Annotated in this window: 18 protein-coding genes; 6 read left to right on the top strand and 12 right to left on the bottom strand. The window is 66.6% G+C overall.

Features of this window, described 5'->3' with window-relative positions:
* Window positions 1-50: 50 nt before the first annotated feature.
* Window positions 51-1376, bottom strand: coding sequence for a GAF domain-containing protein (locus MRBLWH12_RS13965; RefSeq protein ID WP_363549907.1), 1326 nt, complete (start codon window positions 1374-1376; stop codon window positions 51-53).
* 80 nt (window positions 1377-1456) lie between these two features.
* Window positions 1457-2884, bottom strand: a complete 1428-nt coding sequence (locus tag MRBLWH12_RS13970; RefSeq protein WP_363549910.1) for a CCA tRNA nucleotidyltransferase — start codon at window positions 2882-2884, stop codon at window positions 1457-1459.
* A gap of 101 nt (window positions 2885-2985) precedes the next feature.
* Here MRBLWH12_RS13970 and MRBLWH12_RS13975 point away from each other — a divergent pair, with 101 nt between their 5' ends.
* Window positions 2986-4758 carry an alkaline phosphatase family protein gene (locus MRBLWH12_RS13975; protein ID WP_363549912.1) on the top strand — a complete coding sequence of 591 codons (1773 nt, stop codon included), beginning with the start codon at window positions 2986-2988 and terminating at the stop codon, window positions 4756-4758.
* 40 nt (window positions 4759-4798) lie between these two features.
* Here the strand turns inward: MRBLWH12_RS13975 and MRBLWH12_RS13980 are convergent, their stop codons facing one another.
* The 5 genes from MRBLWH12_RS13980 to MRBLWH12_RS14000 are packed head-to-tail and all read right to left on the bottom strand — an operon-like array spanning window position 4799 to window position 8517.
* The gene (locus tag MRBLWH12_RS13980) at window positions 4799-5092 is read right to left on the bottom strand and encodes a hypothetical protein (RefSeq protein ID WP_363549914.1); all 294 of its coding nucleotides are present in this window, start codon (window positions 5090-5092) and stop codon (window positions 4799-4801) included.
* A gap of 58 nt (window positions 5093-5150) precedes the next feature.
* Entirely contained in the window at window positions 5151-5636 is a 486-nt protein-coding gene (locus tag MRBLWH12_RS13985) for a GNAT family N-acetyltransferase (RefSeq protein WP_363549916.1), read from the bottom strand.
* Entirely contained in the window at window positions 5633-5863 is a 231-nt protein-coding gene (locus MRBLWH12_RS13990; RefSeq protein WP_363549919.1) for a hypothetical protein, read from the bottom strand. The genes MRBLWH12_RS13985 and MRBLWH12_RS13990 overlap by 4 nt, the downstream gene beginning before the upstream one ends.
* 31 nt (window positions 5864-5894) lie before the next feature.
* The gene (locus tag MRBLWH12_RS13995) at window positions 5895-6950 is read right to left on the bottom strand and encodes an LLM class flavin-dependent oxidoreductase (protein ID WP_363549922.1); all 1056 of its coding nucleotides are present in this window, start codon (window positions 6948-6950) and stop codon (window positions 5895-5897) included.
* A 49-nt stretch (window positions 6951-6999) separates the two neighbouring features.
* Window positions 7000-8517, bottom strand: coding sequence for a class I SAM-dependent methyltransferase (locus tag MRBLWH12_RS14000; protein ID WP_414684999.1), 1518 nt, complete (start codon window positions 8515-8517; stop codon window positions 7000-7002).
* 97 nt (window positions 8518-8614) lie between these two features.
* Here MRBLWH12_RS14000 and MRBLWH12_RS14005 point away from each other — a divergent pair, with 97 nt between their 5' ends.
* From MRBLWH12_RS14005 to MRBLWH12_RS14025, 5 genes are all read left to right on the top strand, one after another.
* Complete coding sequence (locus tag MRBLWH12_RS14005; protein WP_414685000.1) at window positions 8615-10765, top strand: DUF6049 family protein; 2151 nt, start codon at window positions 8615-8617, stop codon at window positions 10763-10765.
* Complete coding sequence (gene murJ / locus MRBLWH12_RS14010) at window positions 10762-12360, top strand: murein biosynthesis integral membrane protein MurJ (protein ID WP_363549929.1); 1599 nt, start codon at window positions 10762-10764, stop codon at window positions 12358-12360. Before MRBLWH12_RS14005 ends, murJ begins: the two co-directional genes overlap by 4 nt.
* Window positions 12361-12495: 135 nt before the next feature.
* Entirely contained in the window at window positions 12496-13470 is a 975-nt protein-coding gene (trxB, locus tag MRBLWH12_RS14015; protein ID WP_363549932.1) for a thioredoxin-disulfide reductase, read from the top strand.
* A gap of 69 nt (window positions 13471-13539) precedes the next feature.
* On the top strand, window positions 13540-13863 hold the full coding sequence (trxA, locus tag MRBLWH12_RS14020) for a thioredoxin (RefSeq protein ID WP_102193608.1): 324 nt from the start codon (window positions 13540-13542) through the stop codon (window positions 13861-13863).
* Window positions 13864-14006: 143 nt separating this feature from the next.
* The gene (locus MRBLWH12_RS14025; protein WP_363549936.1) at window positions 14007-14321 is read left to right on the top strand and encodes a hypothetical protein; all 315 of its coding nucleotides are present in this window, start codon (window positions 14007-14009) and stop codon (window positions 14319-14321) included.
* A 54-nt stretch (window positions 14322-14375) separates the two neighbouring features.
* On the opposite strand, the gene MRBLWH12_RS14030 is transcribed toward MRBLWH12_RS14025, so the two are convergent.
* The 5 genes from MRBLWH12_RS14030 to MRBLWH12_RS14050 form a co-directional block, all read right to left on the bottom strand.
* Window positions 14376-14705 carry a tryptophan synthase subunit alpha gene (locus MRBLWH12_RS14030; RefSeq protein WP_341976689.1) on the bottom strand — a complete coding sequence of 110 codons (330 nt, stop codon included), beginning with the start codon at window positions 14703-14705 and terminating at the stop codon, window positions 14376-14378.
* A gap of 71 nt (window positions 14706-14776) precedes the next feature.
* The gene (locus tag MRBLWH12_RS14035) at window positions 14777-16246 is read right to left on the bottom strand and encodes a sugar porter family MFS transporter (protein ID WP_341976688.1); all 1470 of its coding nucleotides are present in this window, start codon (window positions 16244-16246) and stop codon (window positions 14777-14779) included.
* 134 nt (window positions 16247-16380) lie between these two features.
* The gene (locus tag MRBLWH12_RS14040) at window positions 16381-17355 is read right to left on the bottom strand and encodes a ParB/RepB/Spo0J family partition protein (protein ID WP_363549939.1); all 975 of its coding nucleotides are present in this window, start codon (window positions 17353-17355) and stop codon (window positions 16381-16383) included.
* Window positions 17355-18281 (bottom strand): ParA family protein, encoded by a 927-nt coding sequence (locus tag MRBLWH12_RS14045; protein WP_407358947.1) that lies wholly within the window; start codon window positions 18279-18281, stop codon window positions 17355-17357. Before MRBLWH12_RS14045 ends, MRBLWH12_RS14040 begins: the two co-directional genes overlap by 1 nt.
* 400 nt (window positions 18282-18681) lie before the next feature.
* Window positions 18682-19017 (bottom strand): hypothetical protein, encoded by a 336-nt coding sequence (locus tag MRBLWH12_RS14050; protein WP_363549941.1) that lies wholly within the window; start codon window positions 19015-19017, stop codon window positions 18682-18684.
* Window positions 19018-19213: the final 196 nt, after the last annotated feature.

Raw genomic sequence — 19213 nt, forward strand, 5'->3', positions numbered from 1 at the left:
AGGTTGCACCCCGGTGCGCAACGTTGCGCCGGGTTGCAGGTCCTGTCGGCTCAGGCGCTCTCGAGGCGTTCGATCCTCGCGACGAGGCTGGCCCGCTTCGGCGAACGCGCCGGAAGCATCTCCAGCGCGAGCCGGAGCGCCTCGGCATCCACCTGTCCCTCCGGGATCTCCGCGTATGCCAGGAGCACGTCGAGGCTCGCCTCGGACCGCATCGCCTCCCGCAGCGCCGATCTCACGGTTTCCCGGAACTCCTCCACGCCGGGGGAGGTCGATTCGGGCAGGACCGGACCCCGATAGGCCGTCAGAGCGACTCGGTGCGCGCCGCGATCGAGGAGCGAGAGCACGTCATGCGCATCGGTCTCCAATACGGCGGTGAGCCGATACGGACGAGACTCCGGCACGAGTTCAGGTGCGCTGCGCTCGAGCACCTTGCGCAGGCGCACCATCTCGGGGCGCAACGTATCCGGCGAGACGTCGCCGCCGTAGACGAGTTCGCACAGACGCTCAGCCGACAGACCTTGACGGTGCACGGCGAGCATCAGCAGAATCGCCGCGTGCCGGGCGCTGAGTTCGGTGACGATCTCCTCGTGCGCCGACATCGCCTCCAGTCGCGCGCGATCCCGTCCGAGTACTCGCAGCGTCGCGCGGGCCGCGCTCGGCGCCTGGTGCTTCGGCGTGCGCGCCCGCGGCGCCTCGCTCCGCGCACGCAGACGGGCGACCATGATCTCCGACTCGACCGCGCGCGCCGTGGCATCCACCAGCATGCGCGCCTGCAGCGTGACCGCCTCCGCCCCGCCCGTGACATCGATCACACCCAGCACCCGCATCGTCTCGGGGTCGCGCACCGGCGCGGCCGTGCAGGACCACGGATGCACGAGCCTGTTGTAGTGCTCCGCGCCATGGATCTGCACCGTCTGCCCGAGGGCGAGCGCAGTGCCGGGGGCTGCCGTTCCGACGGCATCCTCCGACCAGTTCGCGCCGGCCACGAAGCCCATGTCGCCTGTGAGCGACCGCAGCTGCCGGTCACCCTCCACCCAGAGCAGTCGTCCCGCCTGATCGCCGACGGCGACGATCACACCGGAATCCTCGGCGGTGCCGGGAAGCAGCAGGGCGCGGATCATGTCCATCACCGAAGCGAGCGGGTGTGACAGCCGGTACGCCTCCAGTTCCTCGGGGACGAATTCCAGCAGCGGGGCGCCCTCTGGGCCGACACGGCCACGCCAGGAGCGCTCCCAGGATGCTCGGATGAGCGGCCGGACATGCTGCAGCCGCTGATCGTCGAGGTTGCCGGCGAGCAGTTCTTCGTGCGCACGCTCGATGAGGAGGCGCGACGCGGCGGGTTCGCCGTCACGCGAGGAAGACCATGATGCCGCCAACGGGCCTCCGATCCTCTCCGACCTGCCCCGCACCCCAGCATAGGAGCGTTCCCATCCGCGCGGAACAGGCTCTCGAACGGTCAGCTTCGGGCGGCCCACCACTCGCGCAGGCGCTGCTCGGCGGCATCCGCCCCCAGCACACCCTCGTCGAGGCGCAGATCCAGCAGGAAGCGGTAGGCCTCGCCGACCTCGCGGCCCGGTTTGATCCCGAGCACCTCTTGGATGCGGTTGCCGTCGACCTCGGGGCGGATCGAGTCGAGCTCCTCCTGCTCGCGGAGGGCCGCGATGCGCGACTCGATGTCGTCATAGGCGCTGGCGAGACGCGAAGCCTTGCGCTTGTTCCGGGTGGTCACGTCGGCGCGGGTGAGGATGTGCAGCCGCTCCAGCAGATCGCCGGCGTCGCGTACATACCGGCGCACCGCGGCATCCGTCCATGCACCTTCGGCGTAGCCGAAGAAACGCAGATGCAGTTCGATCAGGGTCGCGACGGCATCCGTCGTGTCACCGTCGAAGCGCAGGGACTGCATCCGCTTGCGCGCCATCCGCGCCCCGACGATGTCGTGGTGGTGGAAGGTGACGACGCCGCCGTCTTCGAGCTTGCGCGTGCGCGGCTTGCCGATGTCGTGCAACAGCGCGGCGATGCGCAGCGCGACATCGGGCTCGGCGCCCGGGTTGCGGGTGTGTTCGAGCTCGATGGCCTGGGTCAGAACCGTCAGCGAGTGCTCGTAGACGTCTTTGTGGTGGTGGTGCTCATCGACCTCGAGGCGCAGCGCGCTGACCTCGGGGAGGAACTCTTCGATGAGACCGGTATCGACGAGCACGCGGATGCCGCGCACCGGATCGTCGGTCTGCATGAGGCGCACCAGCTCGGATTGGATGCGTTCGGGACTGACGATCTTCAGGGTCGCGCGAAGACGCTCGATCGCGGCGCGGGTGCCCTCTTCGATGTCGAAGCCGAGCTGGGCGCTGAACCGAGCGGCACGGAGCATCCGCAGCGGGTCATCGCCGAAGCTCACGGCCGGGTCGGCCGGCGTGCGCAAGATGCGGGCGACGAGGTCTTCGACGCCGCCGGTCGGGTCGACCAGCTTGACCGCGGGAACCTGCAGCGCCATCGCGTTGACGGTGAAGTCCCGGCGGGCGAGGTCGCCGTCGATCGTGTCGCCGAACTCGACGGTCGGCTTGCGGGTGACGCCGTCGTAGCTGTCGGCCCGATAGGTGGTGATCTCGACCTGCTCGCCCTGCACGCGGGCGCCGATCGTGCCGAAGGCGCGGCCGATGTCCCAGTGCGCAGTGGCGATGGGCTTCACGATGCGGAGGATGTCGTCCGGCAACGCGTCGGTGGTGAAGTCGAGGTCATTCGTCGGGCGTCCCAGCAGTGCATCGCGCACCGGACCACCGACGACGGCGAGGTCGAAGCCGGCGTCGGCGAAGGCACGCGCGAGCGTCGCGACGACGGGATGCGCGGCGAGCGCGCCGAGGCGGGCCAGGCCGTCGGCCATGTTGAGCATGGGTTCCAGCGTACCGGGGCCGGTGCGGGGTGCCCCTGCCCCGCCGGCATACGCCGAGTCCTTCCTCCCGAGTTCCGACGGCGATATATAGGATCGGCGTCATGACCGACAACGACGAGCCGTCCCCCGAAGAGCTCGCGGCGGCCCAGCGCGCCACCTCTCGGCGCGACTTCTTCAAGATCGGCGGCGCGGCCGTCGCGGGCGCGGTGGCGGGCGGCGTCGGCGGGGCAGTGATCGGGAATGCGATCGGTGAACGGCAGGGATTCCTCGAGGGGTCGACCGACTTCGGCGCTCTCGCTCCGCGCCACGCGCCCGGGTTCGATCACCTCGTCGTCGTGATGGGCGAGAACCGCTCGTTCGACAACCTGCTCGGCTATCTGTATTCGAAGGAGGATCTGCCGGAGGGGCAGACCTTCGACGGCCTCAACTTCGGCGACTACGGCAACTTCTCGGTCGACGGCACGACGTGGGTTCCCGCGCACATCTACCAGGGCGACACCGACAAGATCATGGGCTATCCCAACCCTGATCCCGGTGAGGAGTTCCCGCACGTCAACACCCAGATCTTCAACACGGTCGTGCCGGAATCGAACTCGGCCCTGTTCGTGGAGCAGATGCAGCCGCCGTTCAACACACCGCAGAACGGTGAGCAGCCGACGATGAGCGGCTTCCTCACCGACTACATCATCAACTACATGCGTCTGAAGAAGGGCACCGCTCCCACCGCCGACGAAGCCAGTCAGATCATGGGTTCGTTCTCGCCGCAGATGCTGCCGACTCTCTCGACGCTGGCGAAGGAGTTCGCCGTCTTCGACAGCTGGTTCTGCGCCGTTCCGTCGCAGACGTTCTGCAACCGGTCGTTCTTCCACGCCTCCACCTCGCATGGCTTCGTCACGAACAAGCACGGCGGCGGCTACGACAAGTGGCTCGACGCCCCCGCGGCACCGACGATCTTCAACCGCCTCGAAGACGCCGGCCTGAGCTGGAAGATCTACTTCGACGAACTGCAGATGGTGTCCTTCACCGGGGTGCTGCACGCGCCGGTGCTGGAGAAGTTCTGGAAGACCGAGCACTTCGGCACGATGGACGATTTCTACGCGGATGCCGAGCATGGCGAGCTGCCGGCGTACGCGTTCATCGAGCCGCGCATGGTCTACAACCACAACGACTTCCACCCGCCGTTCGGAGCGCTGCACGAGAGCGACGTGTTCGGTTCCGACGTGATCAACAGCGCACACTCCGACGTACGCGCCGGTGACGAGCTCATCCACGACATCTACACGGCGATCCGGCAGAGCAAGTCCGCCAAGGGCTCCAACGCGGTCAACACGATGCTGTTGATCACGTTCGACGAGCACGGCGGATGCTACGACCACGTGCCGCCGCCGGAGGCGACTTCGCCGAGCCCGGCAGATGATCCCGGCGAGATGGGGTTCGAGTTCGACCGGCTCGGCTGCCGTGTTCCCGCCATCGCCGTATCCGCGTACACCCGGCGCGGCACTGTCATCAATGACGAGATGCACCACGGCTCGGTCATCGCGACGCTGAGCAGGCTGCACGGCCTCAAGCCGCTCACCCGACGCGATGCCACGGCGAACACCATGTTCAACGTCATCAACCTCGACAAGCCGCGGCATCCGGCGGACTGGCCCGAGACGACGCCGTCGTTCACTCCGGAGAACCCCGAGGCGACCCCGCCGCATCCGGCGCACGCGCACAAGGACAAGCCGCTCACGCCGCCGGCGCACGGGCTCCTCGGTCTGCTGCTCGCGCGCTACGGCCTGCCGGACGACGAAGAGCCGCAGACCTACGAAGATGCCTACAACCTGCTGCACCAGCACGGACGAGGCCTCTTCGGCGTCGAGCAGGGCTGAGGCCGGCTGCCGTCGGCGCGCGGCGGGGGCGTCGGCGTGGTCAGAACAGCGGGTTCTCGCCCCTGGCCTGCGCGAGGGCCGCGGCGCGGTTCTTCAGGTGCCGCATGAGGAGCGTGCTGAGCGCCACGCCTCCGATCAACGCGACACCGGCGAGGATCCAGACTCCCACCTCGGAGTCGACGAGTCCGAGCACGTAGACGGCCACCACCACGATCAGCAGCACGGTTCCCTCGACGAGGGCGAAGTTGCGGAACAGCTTCGTCTGGCGCTGTGCGTAGTCCTTCTCGACATCTCTCACGCGTCCACCGACCGACGAGTCCCCTGCGTAGCTCATGCGTCCCACCGTAGCGAAGGCGGTTCCTCGGTCGGGACGGATGTGCGTCCAGCGGTGCTCAGGCGAGCTCGAAGAACAGAAGCCTGTCACGCGCGTCCCAGGGAGCGGCGGGAGAGAATCCCAACTTTCGATACAAGAGGATCGCCGGCTCGCGCCAATCCCACACCGAAAGTCTCACCGGTCGAGAAGCATCCCGAAGTGCTTCACGGATCAGTGCGCTTCCCACGCCGTGACCTCTCGCTGGCGGTGTCGTCCAGAAGCGCTTGACCTCTGACGCGCCCGCCGTCCTCGTGACGACGATGATCCCGCAATCCGCACTGTCGACCGATGCGACGAGCACGCGCATCCCGGCCAGCGATTTCTCGGGGTCGGAGATCTCGCCCGCGTAGCGATCCGGGAGTACAGCTGCTCGTGGGGTGAGGCCGTGATCCCCCTTCTCCGCCTCCGTCTGCCGGAGATAGTCCCCGAGCAGAGCAGACACGGATGCTTCGTCCTCTGGGAAGGAGGCCTCACGGATATCGACCTTGCTCAGGCGGCCTGTCATGCGCGGTCTTTCGTTGCAGCGCGACGCGCGCGGAGGAGCTTGATGCCTCCGACGGTCAGAAGCACTGCGCCGAGCAGAACGACCCCGGCACTGAACCAGGCGACGACATCCCATCCGGACCCGGGTACCAGGACCACAAGGCCCGCGCCTCCACCGATGAGGCAGAGCGCACCGCCGAGAATCGGTCCGCCCGCTCCTGGTGTGGGTGTGTGCTCCCAATCGGTCATGGCGCCAGTATCCCACTGGCGGTTCGTCGACCTAGATCGCGTACCCCTCGACGGGTCCTTCCGTGTTCGGCTTCCAGCCCAGTGCCGGCGCGACGTGCTTCGCGAACGACTCCAGCACGTGCAGGTTGTAGTCGACGCCAAGCTGGTTCGGGATGGTCAGCATGAGGGTGTCGGCGGCCATCACCGCCTCATCAGCGAGAAGCTGCGAGATGAGCACGTCCGGCTCCGCGGCATACGTCTTGCCGAACGTCGAGCGGAAGCCGTCGATGATGCCGACCTGATCGCTGCTCTCCTCGGAACGAAGGCCGAAGTAGGCGCGGTCCATGTCGGATATGAGGGGGAAGACACTTCGGCTGACCGAGACCCGGGGAGTGCCGGTGTGACCCGCCGCCTTGTAGGCGGCGCGGTACAGGTCGATCTGCTCGCGCTGCAGTTCGTGGAACGGCACGCCCGTCGCTTCGGTGAGGAGTGTCGAGCTCATCATGTTGAGGCCGCGGCGCCCGGTGTCCTCGGCGGTCGCCCGCGAACCGGATCCCCACCAGATGTGATCGCGCAGGGTCGGTGACTGCGGCTCGATCGCCAGGTAATGCCCGGCGCCGACCATCCTCGGGTCGCCGGGAGCGATGCGCTCACCCTCGATGGCGGCGAGGAACAGGTCGAACTTCTCGCGGGCGAGCACGCTGCCACGCTCGGCATCCTCTTCATCGACGTACCCGAACGTCTCGTACCCGCGCAGCGCCGTCTCGGGTGACCCGCGGCTCACGCCGAGCGCGATGCGCCCGTCGGCGATGAAGTCGAGAGCGGCCGCCTCCTCGGCGAACTGCAGAGGGTTCTCGTACCGCATGTCGATGACGCCGGTGCCGACCTCGATGCGCTTCGTCCGCGCAGCCATCGCGCTGAGCAGCGGCATCGGGGACGCCGCCTGACGAGCCCAGTGGTGCACGCGCACGTAGGCGCCGTTCACGCCGATCTCGTCGGCACCCTCGGCGATCTCGATGGTCTGCTTCAGCATGTCCCCGGCGGTGCGGGTCGCCGAACCGGGCACGTCGGCGTAGTGCCCGAACGAGAGGAATCCGAAAGCCTTCATGATCTATGCGAACGAATGGATGCGGTCGACTATTCCCGTGAACGGACGCTCACGATGCGGCAGGGGCCAGGAATCCGTCGAACACGAGCGAACGTATGCGGGGCTCGAGATCGGCCCACAGGTCGGCGAACGGCACCTCGAACAGATCGGCGAGCGCCGCGGCGATCTGCATGACGGTCAGTTCGCCGTCGCAGGCGCCGACGAACGCGGCGAGCGCCGGATCGACCGACAGCGTGCGGGCGAAGCCGCCGCCCTGACGCAGTTCGATCACGCTCGGATCATCGTCTCCGGGGAGCAGGTGCCGCGCCTCCGTGACGTCAGCAGCCGTGACGAGAGTCACCGGCAGCCCGGAGCTGAGCAGATCATGCGCGGCAAGGCCGTTGCGCAGCGCCACCCCGACACCCGACACCGGCTGCGACACGGTCTCGATCCGCCGAAGCGGCGAACCATCGACAGGACGACGCCGCAGCAGCACGTACCCGAATCCGATCGACGTCACGCCACGCTCCGCGAAATCGTCGAGCCACGCGGTGAGCAACGGCGTGAATGCGGCGTCCCTCGGCGTCGTGCCTCCGTCGCGGATCCACAGCTCCGCGTAGCCCAGTGGAGTGAGTTCCTCCCGCTGGATCACCCATAGGTCGAGATCATCCCGAACCCACGAGGACAGCCGATCCAGCCCGGACGCACCGTTTCGCGACTCCCAGTTGCCGAGCAGTTGAGCGACCCCGCCGGGCGTCAGGTACGCCGGCACGTCACGGATGAACTGCTCGACGAGTGCATCGCCGATGAGTCCGCCGTCACGGTACTCGTACTCCGGCACACCGTCGCCGCGCGGGGTGATCACGAACGGCGGGTTCGACACCACCAGATCGAACGCCTCGCCTTCGACCGGTTCGAACATGCTGCCCTGGCGGAACGTGATGTTCGAGACGCCGTTGATCCGGGCATTGATCTCCGCGTAGGCCAGGGCGCGTGCCGAGATGTCGGTCGCGATGACCGTGCCCGCGTATCGGGCGACCAGAAGGGCCTGGATGCCGCATCCGGTGCCCAGATCGAGGGCACGATCGACCTCGATCGGCAAGATGATCTCGGCAAGGGTGCGCGAGGCACCGCCGACGCCGAGCACGTGATCGGCAGGAAGAGCCGTTCCGAGCGCGACCTCGTCGAGATCGCTCGCGATCCACCACTCCCCGACGCCGTCGGCGTCGACGAACGACTGCGGCCGCAGCAGCGCGGTCGGCACTACTGTCTCCGCGCTGACCTCCGCCAGCCCGAGAGCGGCCAGACCTGCCACGCCGAGCCGTGGAACAGCGGCCTCTACGAGGTGCGACGGCTGCGGCATCCCGAGCACGAACAGACGCCCGAGCGTCGCGAGCACTCCCTCGTCGCCCGCGATCGCGCGCAGGATCGGCTCGCGCATCCCTCGCCCGAGAGCGTCGTCGGCGTCCTCTCCCCACAACCGTCGGAGCGGTTCGGAGCGGAAGTCCGCGGCATCGAGGTCGGCGGCGAGAGCCGCGCAGTGCAGGGGCTCCGGAACGGGTGCAGAGGTGTCGGACACGGCCGTCACTCTACGCGTGTTCAGGGTTCTCCTTCAGTCGCCCACCTAGAATCACAAGGTCAGTACTCACGAGCAGCCAGCGTCGCCGGCGTTCGAGGAAGACCCTATGACCGTGAACACTCCCGAAACCGGCCTTCGCGCGCAACTGCTGCGGCTCGCGCGCGGCGCGGTCGCATTCGCGATCGTTCTGGGCGTCTGCGGTGGGGGGGCGTCTGCGAGCTACGCCGCAACCGACAAGCAGGTCGAAGACGGATCGGTGGAACTGTTCATCTCCATCGGCGTGCACGGATCGGTGGCGCCGGGAACCGCGACCACGGCTGCGCTCACCGTGCAGAACAGCACCGATGCCGAGGTCTCCGCGGGGCGCGTGGTGCTCGAACTGGGCCGCACTCCTCTTGCCGACAGCGCGGCCCTGACGGCCTGGCTGGATGAAGGAACGACCGACGCCGTGTTCGCGCCGCTGGGCGCCGATGACACGGCATCCGTCGATCCCCGTGGGTCGACGACGGCGAACGTGGTCGTTCCGCAGGAGTCGCTCGCCGACCTCGCCCCCGGCATCTATCCCCTGCGCGCCGGACTCGACGGGGCCACCACCGACGACCTCGATTCCGACACGGCCATCCTGACCGAGGTCTCGTCGACGAGCGTCCTCGTCATCACCGCCGCAACGGCCCCGCAGGTGGGCGTGCTCGTGCCGATCACCGCGACTCCCACTGGTGGGGCGCTGCTCACCCTCGACGAACTGACCACTCTGACCGCCCCGGACGGCGCGCTCACCGCTCAACTCGACGGCGTCGTCGGCACCGCCGCGGCGCTCGCGATCGACCCGGCCATCCTCGCCGCCATCCGTGCCCTGGGTACGGCAGCGCCGACGAGTGTCGTCGAATGGCTCACTCGTCTCGAGGAGCTCCCCAACGAACGCTTCGCCCTGCAGTTCGGCGACGCGGATGCCGCCACGCAGGCGCACGCCGCACTCCCCGCGCTGCTCGAGCCGACCAGTCTGCGCACCTTCCTCGACCCGAAGATGTTCCCGAGCATCCCGAGCACGGCGACGCCGACACCCACACCGGAACCGACCGCTGAGCCGAGCCTGCCCGACGATGCCGAACTGACGACGGTTCCCGGGGCGATGCCCGGCATCCTGTGGCCGCGTGGCGACGTCACCGGCGACGACCTCGCCACGTTCGCCGGATACCTGGGCGGGCCGGGAACGACGATCCTGCCCTCCACCTCCATCGGCGAGAAGTTCAGCGGGCACGCCGCCGTGGGAGAGAACGACCTCCTCATCACGGACGCCGCCGTCTCGGCCGCCCTCTCCTCTGCCGCGACCGAGCCCGACGCCGACGCGCGGGCGCGCTCCCTCGCGGCGGCGAATGCGCATCTCGTCCTGGCGGCGCAGAGCGCGCCGGGCGTTCCGCTTCTCGTCGCGCTGGAGCGGAACGAGACGCGCACCGCCGAAGCGCTGCGCGCCGCCATCTCGGCCGTCGACACCCCGGCCTTCGAGCTCTCCGCGCTGCGGGCCGCACCGCCGGCATCCGTCACTCTGACGGCGGAACCTGATGCGTCCCGAGCCACGGCGCTGCAGAACCTGCTCGCTGACGAGGCGACCCTGAACGAGTTCTCGTCGATCCTCACCGACCCGCAGGTGCTCCTCAGTCCTGAACGCATCCGGATCCTCCGCGTGATCGGGGTCGGCTCGACGGCCGAGGAGTTCGCGGAGGCGATCACCACCCATCGCGCGGCCACGCAGACCACTCTCGACGCCGTCGGCATCGAGCCGTCGAGCCTGATCCAGCTGTACGGCGCGAATGCCGAGTTCGGCTTCTGGGTGCGCAACGACCTGCCGTGGCCGGTGAACGTGCGCCTCTTCGCGGAGCCCTCCGACCTGCGCCTCGACGTGCAACGCGAGACCGAGGTCACCGCGGACGCCGCCAGCAACACCCGCGTCAAGGTTCCGGTGGCCGCGCGCCTCGGCAGCGGCGACCTCGACGTGGAACTGAGCCTGAAGAGCCCGACCGGGGTCGACATCGGAACGACGCGGTACGCGGACGTCTCGGTGCGCGCCGAATGGGAGAGCATCGGCCTGATCATCTTCGGCGGGCTGGCCGCACTGCTGATCGTCGTGGGCGTTGTGCGCACGGTGCGTCGCCGACGGCGGCATGAGGCGGCTGAGACGTCGGATGCATCGGATGCCGATACAGACGTTGAGGAAGCGGATGCGGAGGCCGAGGCGGCCCCGCTCGAGGAGGAACGTTGAGCAGTCTCGGCCGAGCGAGCGCGATTCTCGGCGCGGGAACGCTCGTCTCACGCCTGACCGGGCTGCTGCGCACGATCGTGCTGGTGGCGGCGATCGGCGAGATCGGTCGTGCGCCGGACGCCTTCGGCATCGCGAACCAGCTTCCGAACAATGTCTTCACGCTCATTCAGACCGGCATCCTGACCGCGGTGATCATTCCTCAGATCATCAAGTCCGCGGCTCACAAGGACGGCGGTCAGGCCTTCATCTCGAAGGTCTTCACGCTCGGCACCATCGTCTTCCTCGCCGCGACAACCCTGGCCGTCATCGCGGCGCCGTGGCTCGTCCATCTCTACGGGCCCGAGTTCACCCCCGCACAGCTCGCCCTCGGCACGGCGTTCGCGTATTGGTGCCTGCCGCAGATCCTGTTCTACGGTCTCTATGCCCTCATCGGCGAGACCCTCAACGCGAAACGCATCTTCGGTCCGTACACCTGGGCGCCGATTGCGAACAACGTCATCTCCATCGCCGGTTTCCTCGTGTTCATCGCCCTGTTCGGCGGAGACCGCAGGCACGTCGACATGTGGGATCCGACCATGATCGCCGTCCTCGGCGGCACCGCGACCCTCGGCATCGCCGTCCAGGCACTGATCCTTCTCGCTGCCTGGCGGCGCACCGGTCTGCACCTGCGACCGGACTTCCATTGGCGCGGTGTGGGCCTGCGCGACATCGGCCGGCTCGCCGGCTGGACCTTCATCATGGTGATCGCCGGTCAGCTGGCCGGGCTCGTGCAGTCGATGGTCGTCTCGGCTGCGTCCGGGCAGTTCCCCGCCGGCTTCATGATGGGCAACGCCTGGCTGCTGTTCATGCTGCCGTACTCGATCTTCGCCGTCTCGATCGGTACTCCCTACTTCACGCAGATCTCCGAGCACGCGGCGGAAGGCCGCGACGAAGAGGTCCGCGGAGACGTCGCGCGCTGCATCCGAGCCGTCTCGCTCTTCATCGTGGTCTCGATCGCCGCTCTGGTGGCGGCCTCGGTCCCGGCGACCCGCATCTTCACCAACAGTGCGGAGGGCGCCGCTCTCGGGGCCCCGGTGCTCGTCGGCTACCTCGTCGGTCTCCTGCCGCTCTCCGTGCTCTTCATCGTGCAGCGCACGTTCTACGCATACGGCGACACCCGCACCCCGTTCTGGATCACGATCGTGCAGTGCGCGATCATCGTCGGCACGGCACTCGTGATCCCGCTGTTCGTTCCGCTCTCGCACCTCGCAGCGGCGGTCGCACTCAGCCAATCCGCTGCCGGCACCGTGCAGATGATCATCTCGGTCTGGGTACTACGGCGTCGCCTAGGCGGCCTCGAGCTGAGACAGACGCTGCTCTCGATCGGCCGTTTCGTCATCGCGGCCGTCCCGGCCGGCTTCGCCGGCTGGGGAACGTTCCTGCTTCTCGGCGGCGTCGACGGCTGGTCCGCCGCCGACAAACTACTCGGCGCCCTTGGTACCAGTGTGATCGGCGGGGTCACCGTCATCGTCTACGCCGTCGTCCTGATCGTGCTGCGCGCCCCGGAACTCAAGGTCGCCACCGTGATCCTGCAGCGTTTCCTGCCGAAGCGCTGATCGACCAGGAGCTCGACGAACCCGCGTCATCCGCAGACTGTTCACCTTGCAGCGTCCGTCGGCGCTGTCTCAGGGAATGACCCGCGGTTACCATGGGTTGAAGCAGGGGAACAGACTTTCAGCAACGGAGAGCACATGCGTCAGGTCATCATCATCGGGTCCGGCCCGGCCGGTTTCACAGCTGCCATCTACGCGGCGCGTGCGAGCCTGCAGCCGCTTCTCATCGCCAGCTCGGTCGAGGTCGGCGGCGAGCTGATGAACACCACCGAGGTCGAGAACTACCCGGGCTTCCCCGAGGGCATCCAGGGCCCCGAACTGATGGCCAAGTTCCAGGAGCAGGCCGAGAAGTTCGGCACCGAGGTGCTCTACGACGACGTCACATCGCTCGACCTGAACGGTCCGGTCAAGACGGTCACTCTGGGCAGCGGCGCAGTGCATGAGGCGTCCACCGTCATCTACGCGACCGGCTCGGCCTATCGCAAGCTCGACGTCGCCGGCGAGGAGCGCCTCTCCGGATATGGCGTGTCGTGGTGCGCGACCTGCGACGGCTTCTTCTTCCGCGAGAAGACGATCGCGGTCGTCGGGGGCGGCGACTCGGCGATGGAGGAGGCGACCTTCCTCACCCGCTTCGCCTCGAAGGTGTACATCATCCACCGCAAGGACTCCCTGCGCGCATCGAAGATCATGCAGGAACGCGCGTTCGCGAACGAGAAGATCGAGTTCATCTGGAACGCCGAGGTCGCAGAGATCCGTGGCGAGAGCGCGGTCTCGGGTGTGCAGCTGCGCTCGACCGTCGACGGCTCGCTGTCGGAGCTGCCCCTGGACGGCCTGTTCGTCGCGATCGGAAACGACCCGCGCACGCACCTCGTGCACGGCAAGCTCGACCTCACCGCCGAAGGCACGATCTGGGTCGACGGTCGCTCTTCGCGCACCTCGGTACCCGGGGTGTTCGCTGCCGGTGACGTCATCGACCCCACCTACCGTCAGGCGATCACCGCTGCCGGCACCGGAACGGTCGCCGCTCTCGACGCGGAGCACTTCCTCGCCGACCTCGAGGATGCGTCGGTGGAAGTACCCGCTGCGGAGGCCGCGGAGATCATCGTCGCCTGACCAGGCGGGAACACATACCGGTCGCCCGCTGTTGTAGCAGGCGAATCCCACGATCAAGGAGAGTTTCTGATGAGTGCACAGGCGACGAGCCAGGCGACCTGGGAGCAGGACGTTCTGCAGGCCGATGGTCCCGTTCTGGTCGACTTCTGGGCGGAATGGTGCGGCCCGTGTCGCATGGTCTCCCCCGTGCTCGACGAAATCCAGTCGGAGCATCCCGAGAAGATCACGATCCTCAAGCTCAACGTCGATGAGAACCCCGAGCTCGCCATGAAGTACCAGATCACGTCGATCCCGGCGATGAAGGTCTTCCAGGGCGGCGAGGTCAAGCAGACCATCATCGGCGCGAAGCCGAAGTTCGCCCTCGAGAAGGATCTCGAAGCGTTCATCGGCTGACCCATCGACGCATCGAAGCCCGTCACCTCCCTACGGAGGTGACGGGCTTCGTCGTTCGGAGCGGAAGGTTCATGGCGGAGTTTCACGTGAAACATGGTCAGCAGGGTCATCGCACCCACCTCGTGCCCGCTAGTGTCCTCCGTATGACGCCAAATGCACCGAGCAGCTCCCGCCGCGGCCTCGCGATCACCTCCGTCGTTCTGGGGGCGGTGGCTACGCTGATGATCCTCGGTTATTGGCTCATCGGCGGCGCCTTGGACGGACAGGGCCTCTCGAACGGCGCCGTTCTCGCGGTCCTGTCGTTCTACGCGTCCGTCGTCGTCGGCGCGGCGGCCGTTCTTGTCGGTATCGCCGCAGTCATCGTCTCTCGGCCGAGAATCCTCGGGATTGTCGGATTCATTCTGGGTGCTGTGCCCGTCGTCGGGTTCTTCGCAACACTCTGGGGCCAAGCCGGCTGATCCGGGGCTGATCCCGCGAGTGCCGTCACGGCGATCCCGCCCGCGGGTCAAGGCTCAGGAGGCGACCGTCGGGTCCCAACGCCGGTGCTTCCGCTTCTCGTCGAGAAGCCCCCACACCGCCGGGGTCAACTCGGGGTATTCCAGGGCGATCTGGCGGAGCACTCGGTAGTGGCGAGCGGCATTCGGGCGCAGCCCGTCATTGGCATTGATGTTGTCGGCGCGGAGCAGATACACGACGAGCTCGTCCACGCTGGGGAGGTCCTCCATGAACTCCCACGGGTCCTCACCTCCGAGCAGACGCTCCTGAATCAGCACCGCAAGTTCATCCGCCGCCTCCGCGCGCAGCACTTCGAGGCTGGCGCGGCGGGGGATGGATTCGGACACGATTCCAGCCTAAACGCTCCCGGAAACGGGGCGGGCGCGGATGCCGCGGTTTGCAGCATCCGGCCCGATTCTCAGCGCTTTCTCGGCGCCGCCGCCCCTTCGGTCATGTCCTCCAGCGACTTGCCCTTCGTCTCCTGCACGAATCTCCAGACGAACAGCAGCGAGAGGAGCGCGAAGGTCGCGTACAGACCGTACGCGAGGCCCAGCGAGATGTCCTTGAGTCCGGGGAACGACACCGTGATGATCCAGTTCGCGACCCATTGGCCGGCAGCGGCGAGGGACAGCGCCGCCGCACGCATCCGGTTCGGGAACATCTCCCCCAGGAGCACCCAGACCACCGGACCCCACGACATGCCGAAGGACACGACGAACAGGTTCGCCGCGACGAGCGCGATCGGTCCTGCCATTCCTTCAAGGTGCGGAGATCCGTCGATGACGGGTGCGGTCCCGAAGATGAATGCCATCGTCGTCAGTGTGATCGTCATGCCGATCGATCCGATGATCAGCAGCGGCTTGCGACCGAACTTGTCGATCGTGGCGATCGCGATCAGTGTCGTCAGGATGTTGATGATCGCACCGATCACCGTGATCACGAACGCCTGCGACTCGTCGAAACCGACGGCCTCCCAGAGGATGTTCGAGTAGTAGAAGATCACGTTGATTCCGACGAACTGCTGGAAAACTGACAGCAGGAGTCCGACCCAGACAATCGCGGCGACCTTGCCCGAAGGAGTCCGCAGATCGGCCCAGGACGGCTTCGTCGTGCGCTCCATGGTCTGCTGGATGCGGATGATCGTGGTCTCGATCTTGTCGGGGCCGAGCATCTGCGCGAGCACGACCTTGGCATCGTCGACGCGGTGCTGCGCGACGAGGTACCGAGGCGATTCGGGGATGGTCAAGGCGAGGCCGCCGTAGATGACCGAGGGGATCGCCATGGCCAGGAACATCCACCGCCAGGCGTCCAGGCCGAACCAGAACGGCTCAGAGGAGCCGCCCGCCGCGGTCGCGATGAGGAAGTCGACGAGCAGTGAGATGAAGATACCGGTGACGATGGCGAGCTGCTGCAGGGATGCGAGACGGCCGCGGATGCGGGCCGGGGCGATCTCCGCGATGTAGGCCGGGGCGATGACCGAGGCCATGCCAACGCCGAGGCCGCCGATCACGCGTCCGACGACGAAGACCCAGAGCCCATCAGGAGCGGGCGCGAACCCGGTCACGATCGCGGAGACCAGGAACAGGACGGCGGCGATCTTCATCACCGCGAGGCGTCCGATCGCATCGGCGATCCGCCCGGCGAGCAACGCACCCACAGCCGCCCCGATGAGAGCCGATGCGACAGCGAAGCCCAGGGCGACCGGATCGGCGTTGAAGGATTTCTCGACCGCTGATACTGCGCCGTTGATCACCGCGCTGTCGTAGCCGAACAGGAAGCCACCCAAGGCGGCGACGATCGCGATCCGGATCACTCCGGCGCTCTTCGAGGAATCGTCATCGTCGAAGATCGATTCCTCTGTCGGTGATGCTCCTCCGTGGCCGGCCATGGCAACTCCATCCGCGATCGAGAACACCGACATCATTGCCGGTGGGGAACACCTTGCCATACCGCAACAGAGGAAGCCACCGTTCGAGACGATCCGTTCGGTGGCTTCCCCTGCTTCGCTATTTCAGACGCAGTTCAACTGCTGCCGTAGCCCTCTTCGCCGATCTCGTTCAGGATTCGGTTGAGATCCTGAATCGAGGCGAAATCGATCGTGACCTGGCCTTTGCGTGCACCGAGTGAGATCTTCACTCGGGTGTTCAGGCGGTCTCCGAGCTTGCCGGACACCTCGTCGAGGTACGCACGGCGCGCTCCCGGTGTGGGCTTGGGAGCCTTACCTGCGGCGGCCGGCTGGGACTTGGCAGCCTCCTCCGTGGCGCGCACGGAAAGATCTTCATTCACGACTTTGTCGGCCAGTCGCTGCATCGCCTCCGGTGTCTGGAGACTGAGGATGGCTCGGGCATGTCCGGCCGTCAGCACACCCGCGGCAACCCGCTGCTGCACCGGTACGGGCAGCTTCAGGAGGCGGATCGTGTTGCTGATCTGCGGACGCGAGCGCCCGATGCGGGTGGCCAGCTGTTCCTGCGTGATTCCGAAGTCCTCGAGGAGCTGCTGATAAGCCGATGCCTCTTCCAGAGGGTTGAGTTCAGAACGATGCAGGTTCTCGAGCAGGGCGTCGCGAAGCAGATCTTCATCCGCAGTCTCGCGCACGATGGCAGGGATCGCCTCGAGCCCCGCTTCGCGCGCAGCCCGGGTGCGCCGCTCCCCCATGATGAGCTCGTACTCACCGTCGGAGTTCTTGCGAACGACCACCGGCTGCAGCACACCGAACTCACGGACGCTGTGCACCAGCTCGGCGAGATCTTCGGTGTCGAAGTGCGTGCGCGGCTGACGCGGGTTCGGAACGATCTTGTGGGGATCGATCTGCACCAGGTGAATGCCAGGGACTTCCGCGAGCTCCGCCTTCGGCTGAACGTCAGGACCGTTGACCTCGATCCCTTGCGACGGTCGGAGGTTCGCGCCGGGGAAGAACACGTCCACCGGACGCTCCACCTGATCTGCAGTGGGGATCAGTGCGCCGATCCCCCGGCCCAGTCCAGTGCGCTTGGCCATCATTTCTCCTTGCTCTGCGACGCGGTACGCGACGCGATCTCGACGGCTGCCTCGCGATAGGCGATTGCGCCGACGGACTGCCCATCGTAGGCGATCACGGTCTGGCCGAAGCTCGGCGCCTCCGACACCCGCACCGAGCGCGGGATCACGGTGTTCAGCACCTGGCTCGGGAAGTGATTGCGGACCTCTTCAGCCACCTGCTGCGCGAGCCGAGTCCGTCCATCGAACATCGTCAGCAGGATGGTGGACAGGTGAAGTTCCGGATTCAGGTGCTTCTGGATCATCTGGATGCTGCCGAGAAGCTGACTCAACCCCTCCAGGGCGTAGTACTCGCACTGGATGGGGATGAACACCTCGGATGCCGCGGTGAATGCGTTGATCGTCAACAAGCCCAGCGACGGCGGGCAGTCGATGATCACGAAGTCGACGGGGCTGTCGCGGAGATACTCCTGGAGCGCACGACGAAGGCGGTGCTCGCGGGCGACCTGTGCGACGAGTTCGATCTCAGCCCCGGCCAGGTGGATGGTGCTCGGCGCGCAGAAGAGGTTGGGATTCTCTGGGCTGACCTGCACGATGTCTGCCAGCGGAAATTCCTCGATCAGGACGTCGTAGACACTCGGAACATCCGCGCTGTGCGGGACGCCAAGGGCGGTCGATGCGTTGCCCTGCGGGTCTAAGTCGATGACGAGCACCTTCGCGCCCAGGCTCACAAGAGCCGACGCGATATTCACCGCGGTCGTGGTCTTTCCGACCCCGCCCTTCTGGTTGGAAACGGTGAGAACACGCGTCTCCCCCGTGAACTCGACCTTCACAGCTTCCAACGCACGGCGGCGGGCAGTGAGGTCGGCAAGTTCCCGCGCAAGCGGCGTATCCATCCCGAAAGAACTCTTCGGTGATGCCTTTTCGGATTGTTTCACGTGAAACATCCACTCCTTTCGGGGCCGCATTCCACTCTAATCGCAACGGGGGACGTTACTTGTCGCCTTGTCTGGTCAGACGGCTCGGGTTTCTTGGAGACCGGGCTCCGGGATGCTCCCCCTCGTTCGCAGAGCGGGTTCCTTCCCGCTTCGCGGGCCCCTCCCGATGCTCACTCTGGGGGCATCCCTGCGCCCTTGGCATCGTGCCGAAGATGGTTTCCGCGAGCAATCAGTGGGATGTTGCGGCACTGGGTATCAGCGTCTCGCTGCGCTCGACGACTGCGCCGGAGGAAGTACGTCTATGTTTCACGTGAAACAACGTCGCGACACTGGGCCAATGTATGGGTAGTTGTGAGGGTGGGGAGTACATGGTGAAACTGTCCCTTTTTGGCCCGTTTCACGCGAAACATCAGGGTGAGTGGAGCGATTCCTGGATCAGATCGCGCGCCTGTGCGATCGCGTCGTCGTCCTCGTACGGCATCCACCTGTCGAGTTGGGTGAGTACCCACTCCCAATGGGCACACTGAAGCACTACAGGCAAGGGATGATCTTGAGGTGGCCACCCGTGCTCATCGGTTTCACCGACAAACGAGGCTGCGACTCGCCAACCTTCGTCACGCACGCACGATCCGATGCTCACCGACTCCAGGACCGATTCCACGACATCGACCGCCATGCTGTTATCGACGCAACCATCGACGCGTTGCCACAGCCACACCGGCACATCGATCGACAAGTACTCCACCCGCTCATCATGTCGATGTTTCACGTGAAACGTCCACACACAGAGCCCAACCCACCACCCCACCGTAACCATACGATGACCCCCGCACGCAGTCGTCGAGCGAAGCGAGACGCTGCCCCACCCCTACTACCAACCTCATGATGGGATGCCATCATCATCCACACGACGAAGGGCGCAGGGATGTCCCCCGAGTGAG

The organism is Microbacterium sp. LWH12-1.2 (genome assembly GCF_040675825.1).
Lineage (GTDB): Bacteria > Actinomycetota > Actinomycetes > Actinomycetales > Microbacteriaceae > Microbacterium.

What these genes read in the sequence shown, in the direction of transcription:
- MRBLWH12_RS13970 (WP_363549910.1), bottom strand. Translation starts at nt 2,884, where the DNA reads ATGCTCAACATGGCCGACGGCCTGGCCCGCCTCGGCGCGCTCGCCGCG.
- MRBLWH12_RS13975 (WP_363549912.1), top strand. Translation starts at nt 2,986, where the DNA reads ATGACCGACAACGACGAGCCGTCCCCCGAAGAGCTCGCGGCGGCCCAG.
- MRBLWH12_RS13980 (WP_363549914.1), bottom strand. Translation starts at nt 5,092, where the DNA reads ATGAGCTACGCAGGGGACTCGTCGGTCGGTGGACGCGTGAGAGATGTC.
- MRBLWH12_RS13985 (WP_363549916.1), bottom strand. Translation starts at nt 5,636, where the DNA reads ATGACAGGCCGCCTGAGCAAGGTCGATATCCGTGAGGCCTCCTTCCCA.
- MRBLWH12_RS13990 (WP_363549919.1), bottom strand. Translation starts at nt 5,863, where the DNA reads ATGACCGATTGGGAGCACACACCCACACCAGGAGCGGGCGGACCGATT.
- MRBLWH12_RS13995 (WP_363549922.1), bottom strand. Translation starts at nt 6,950, where the DNA reads ATGAAGGCTTTCGGATTCCTCTCGTTCGGGCACTACGCCGACGTGCCC.
- MRBLWH12_RS14005 (WP_414685000.1), top strand. Translation starts at nt 8,615, where the DNA reads ATGACCGTGAACACTCCCGAAACCGGCCTTCGCGCGCAACTGCTGCGG.
- trxB (WP_363549932.1), top strand. Translation starts at nt 12,496, where the DNA reads ATGCGTCAGGTCATCATCATCGGGTCCGGCCCGGCCGGTTTCACAGCT.
- trxA (WP_102193608.1), top strand. Translation starts at nt 13,540, where the DNA reads ATGAGTGCACAGGCGACGAGCCAGGCGACCTGGGAGCAGGACGTTCTG.
- MRBLWH12_RS14025 (WP_363549936.1), top strand. Translation starts at nt 14,007, where the DNA reads ATGACGCCAAATGCACCGAGCAGCTCCCGCCGCGGCCTCGCGATCACC.
- MRBLWH12_RS14035 (WP_341976688.1), bottom strand. Translation starts at nt 16,246, where the DNA reads ATGGCCGGCCACGGAGGAGCATCACCGACAGAGGAATCGATCTTCGAC.
- MRBLWH12_RS14040 (WP_363549939.1), bottom strand. Translation starts at nt 17,355, where the DNA reads ATGGCCAAGCGCACTGGACTGGGCCGGGGGATCGGCGCACTGATCCCC.
- MRBLWH12_RS14045 (WP_407358947.1), bottom strand. Translation starts at nt 18,281, where the DNA reads ATGTTTCACGTGAAACAATCCGAAAAGGCATCACCGAAGAGTTCTTTC.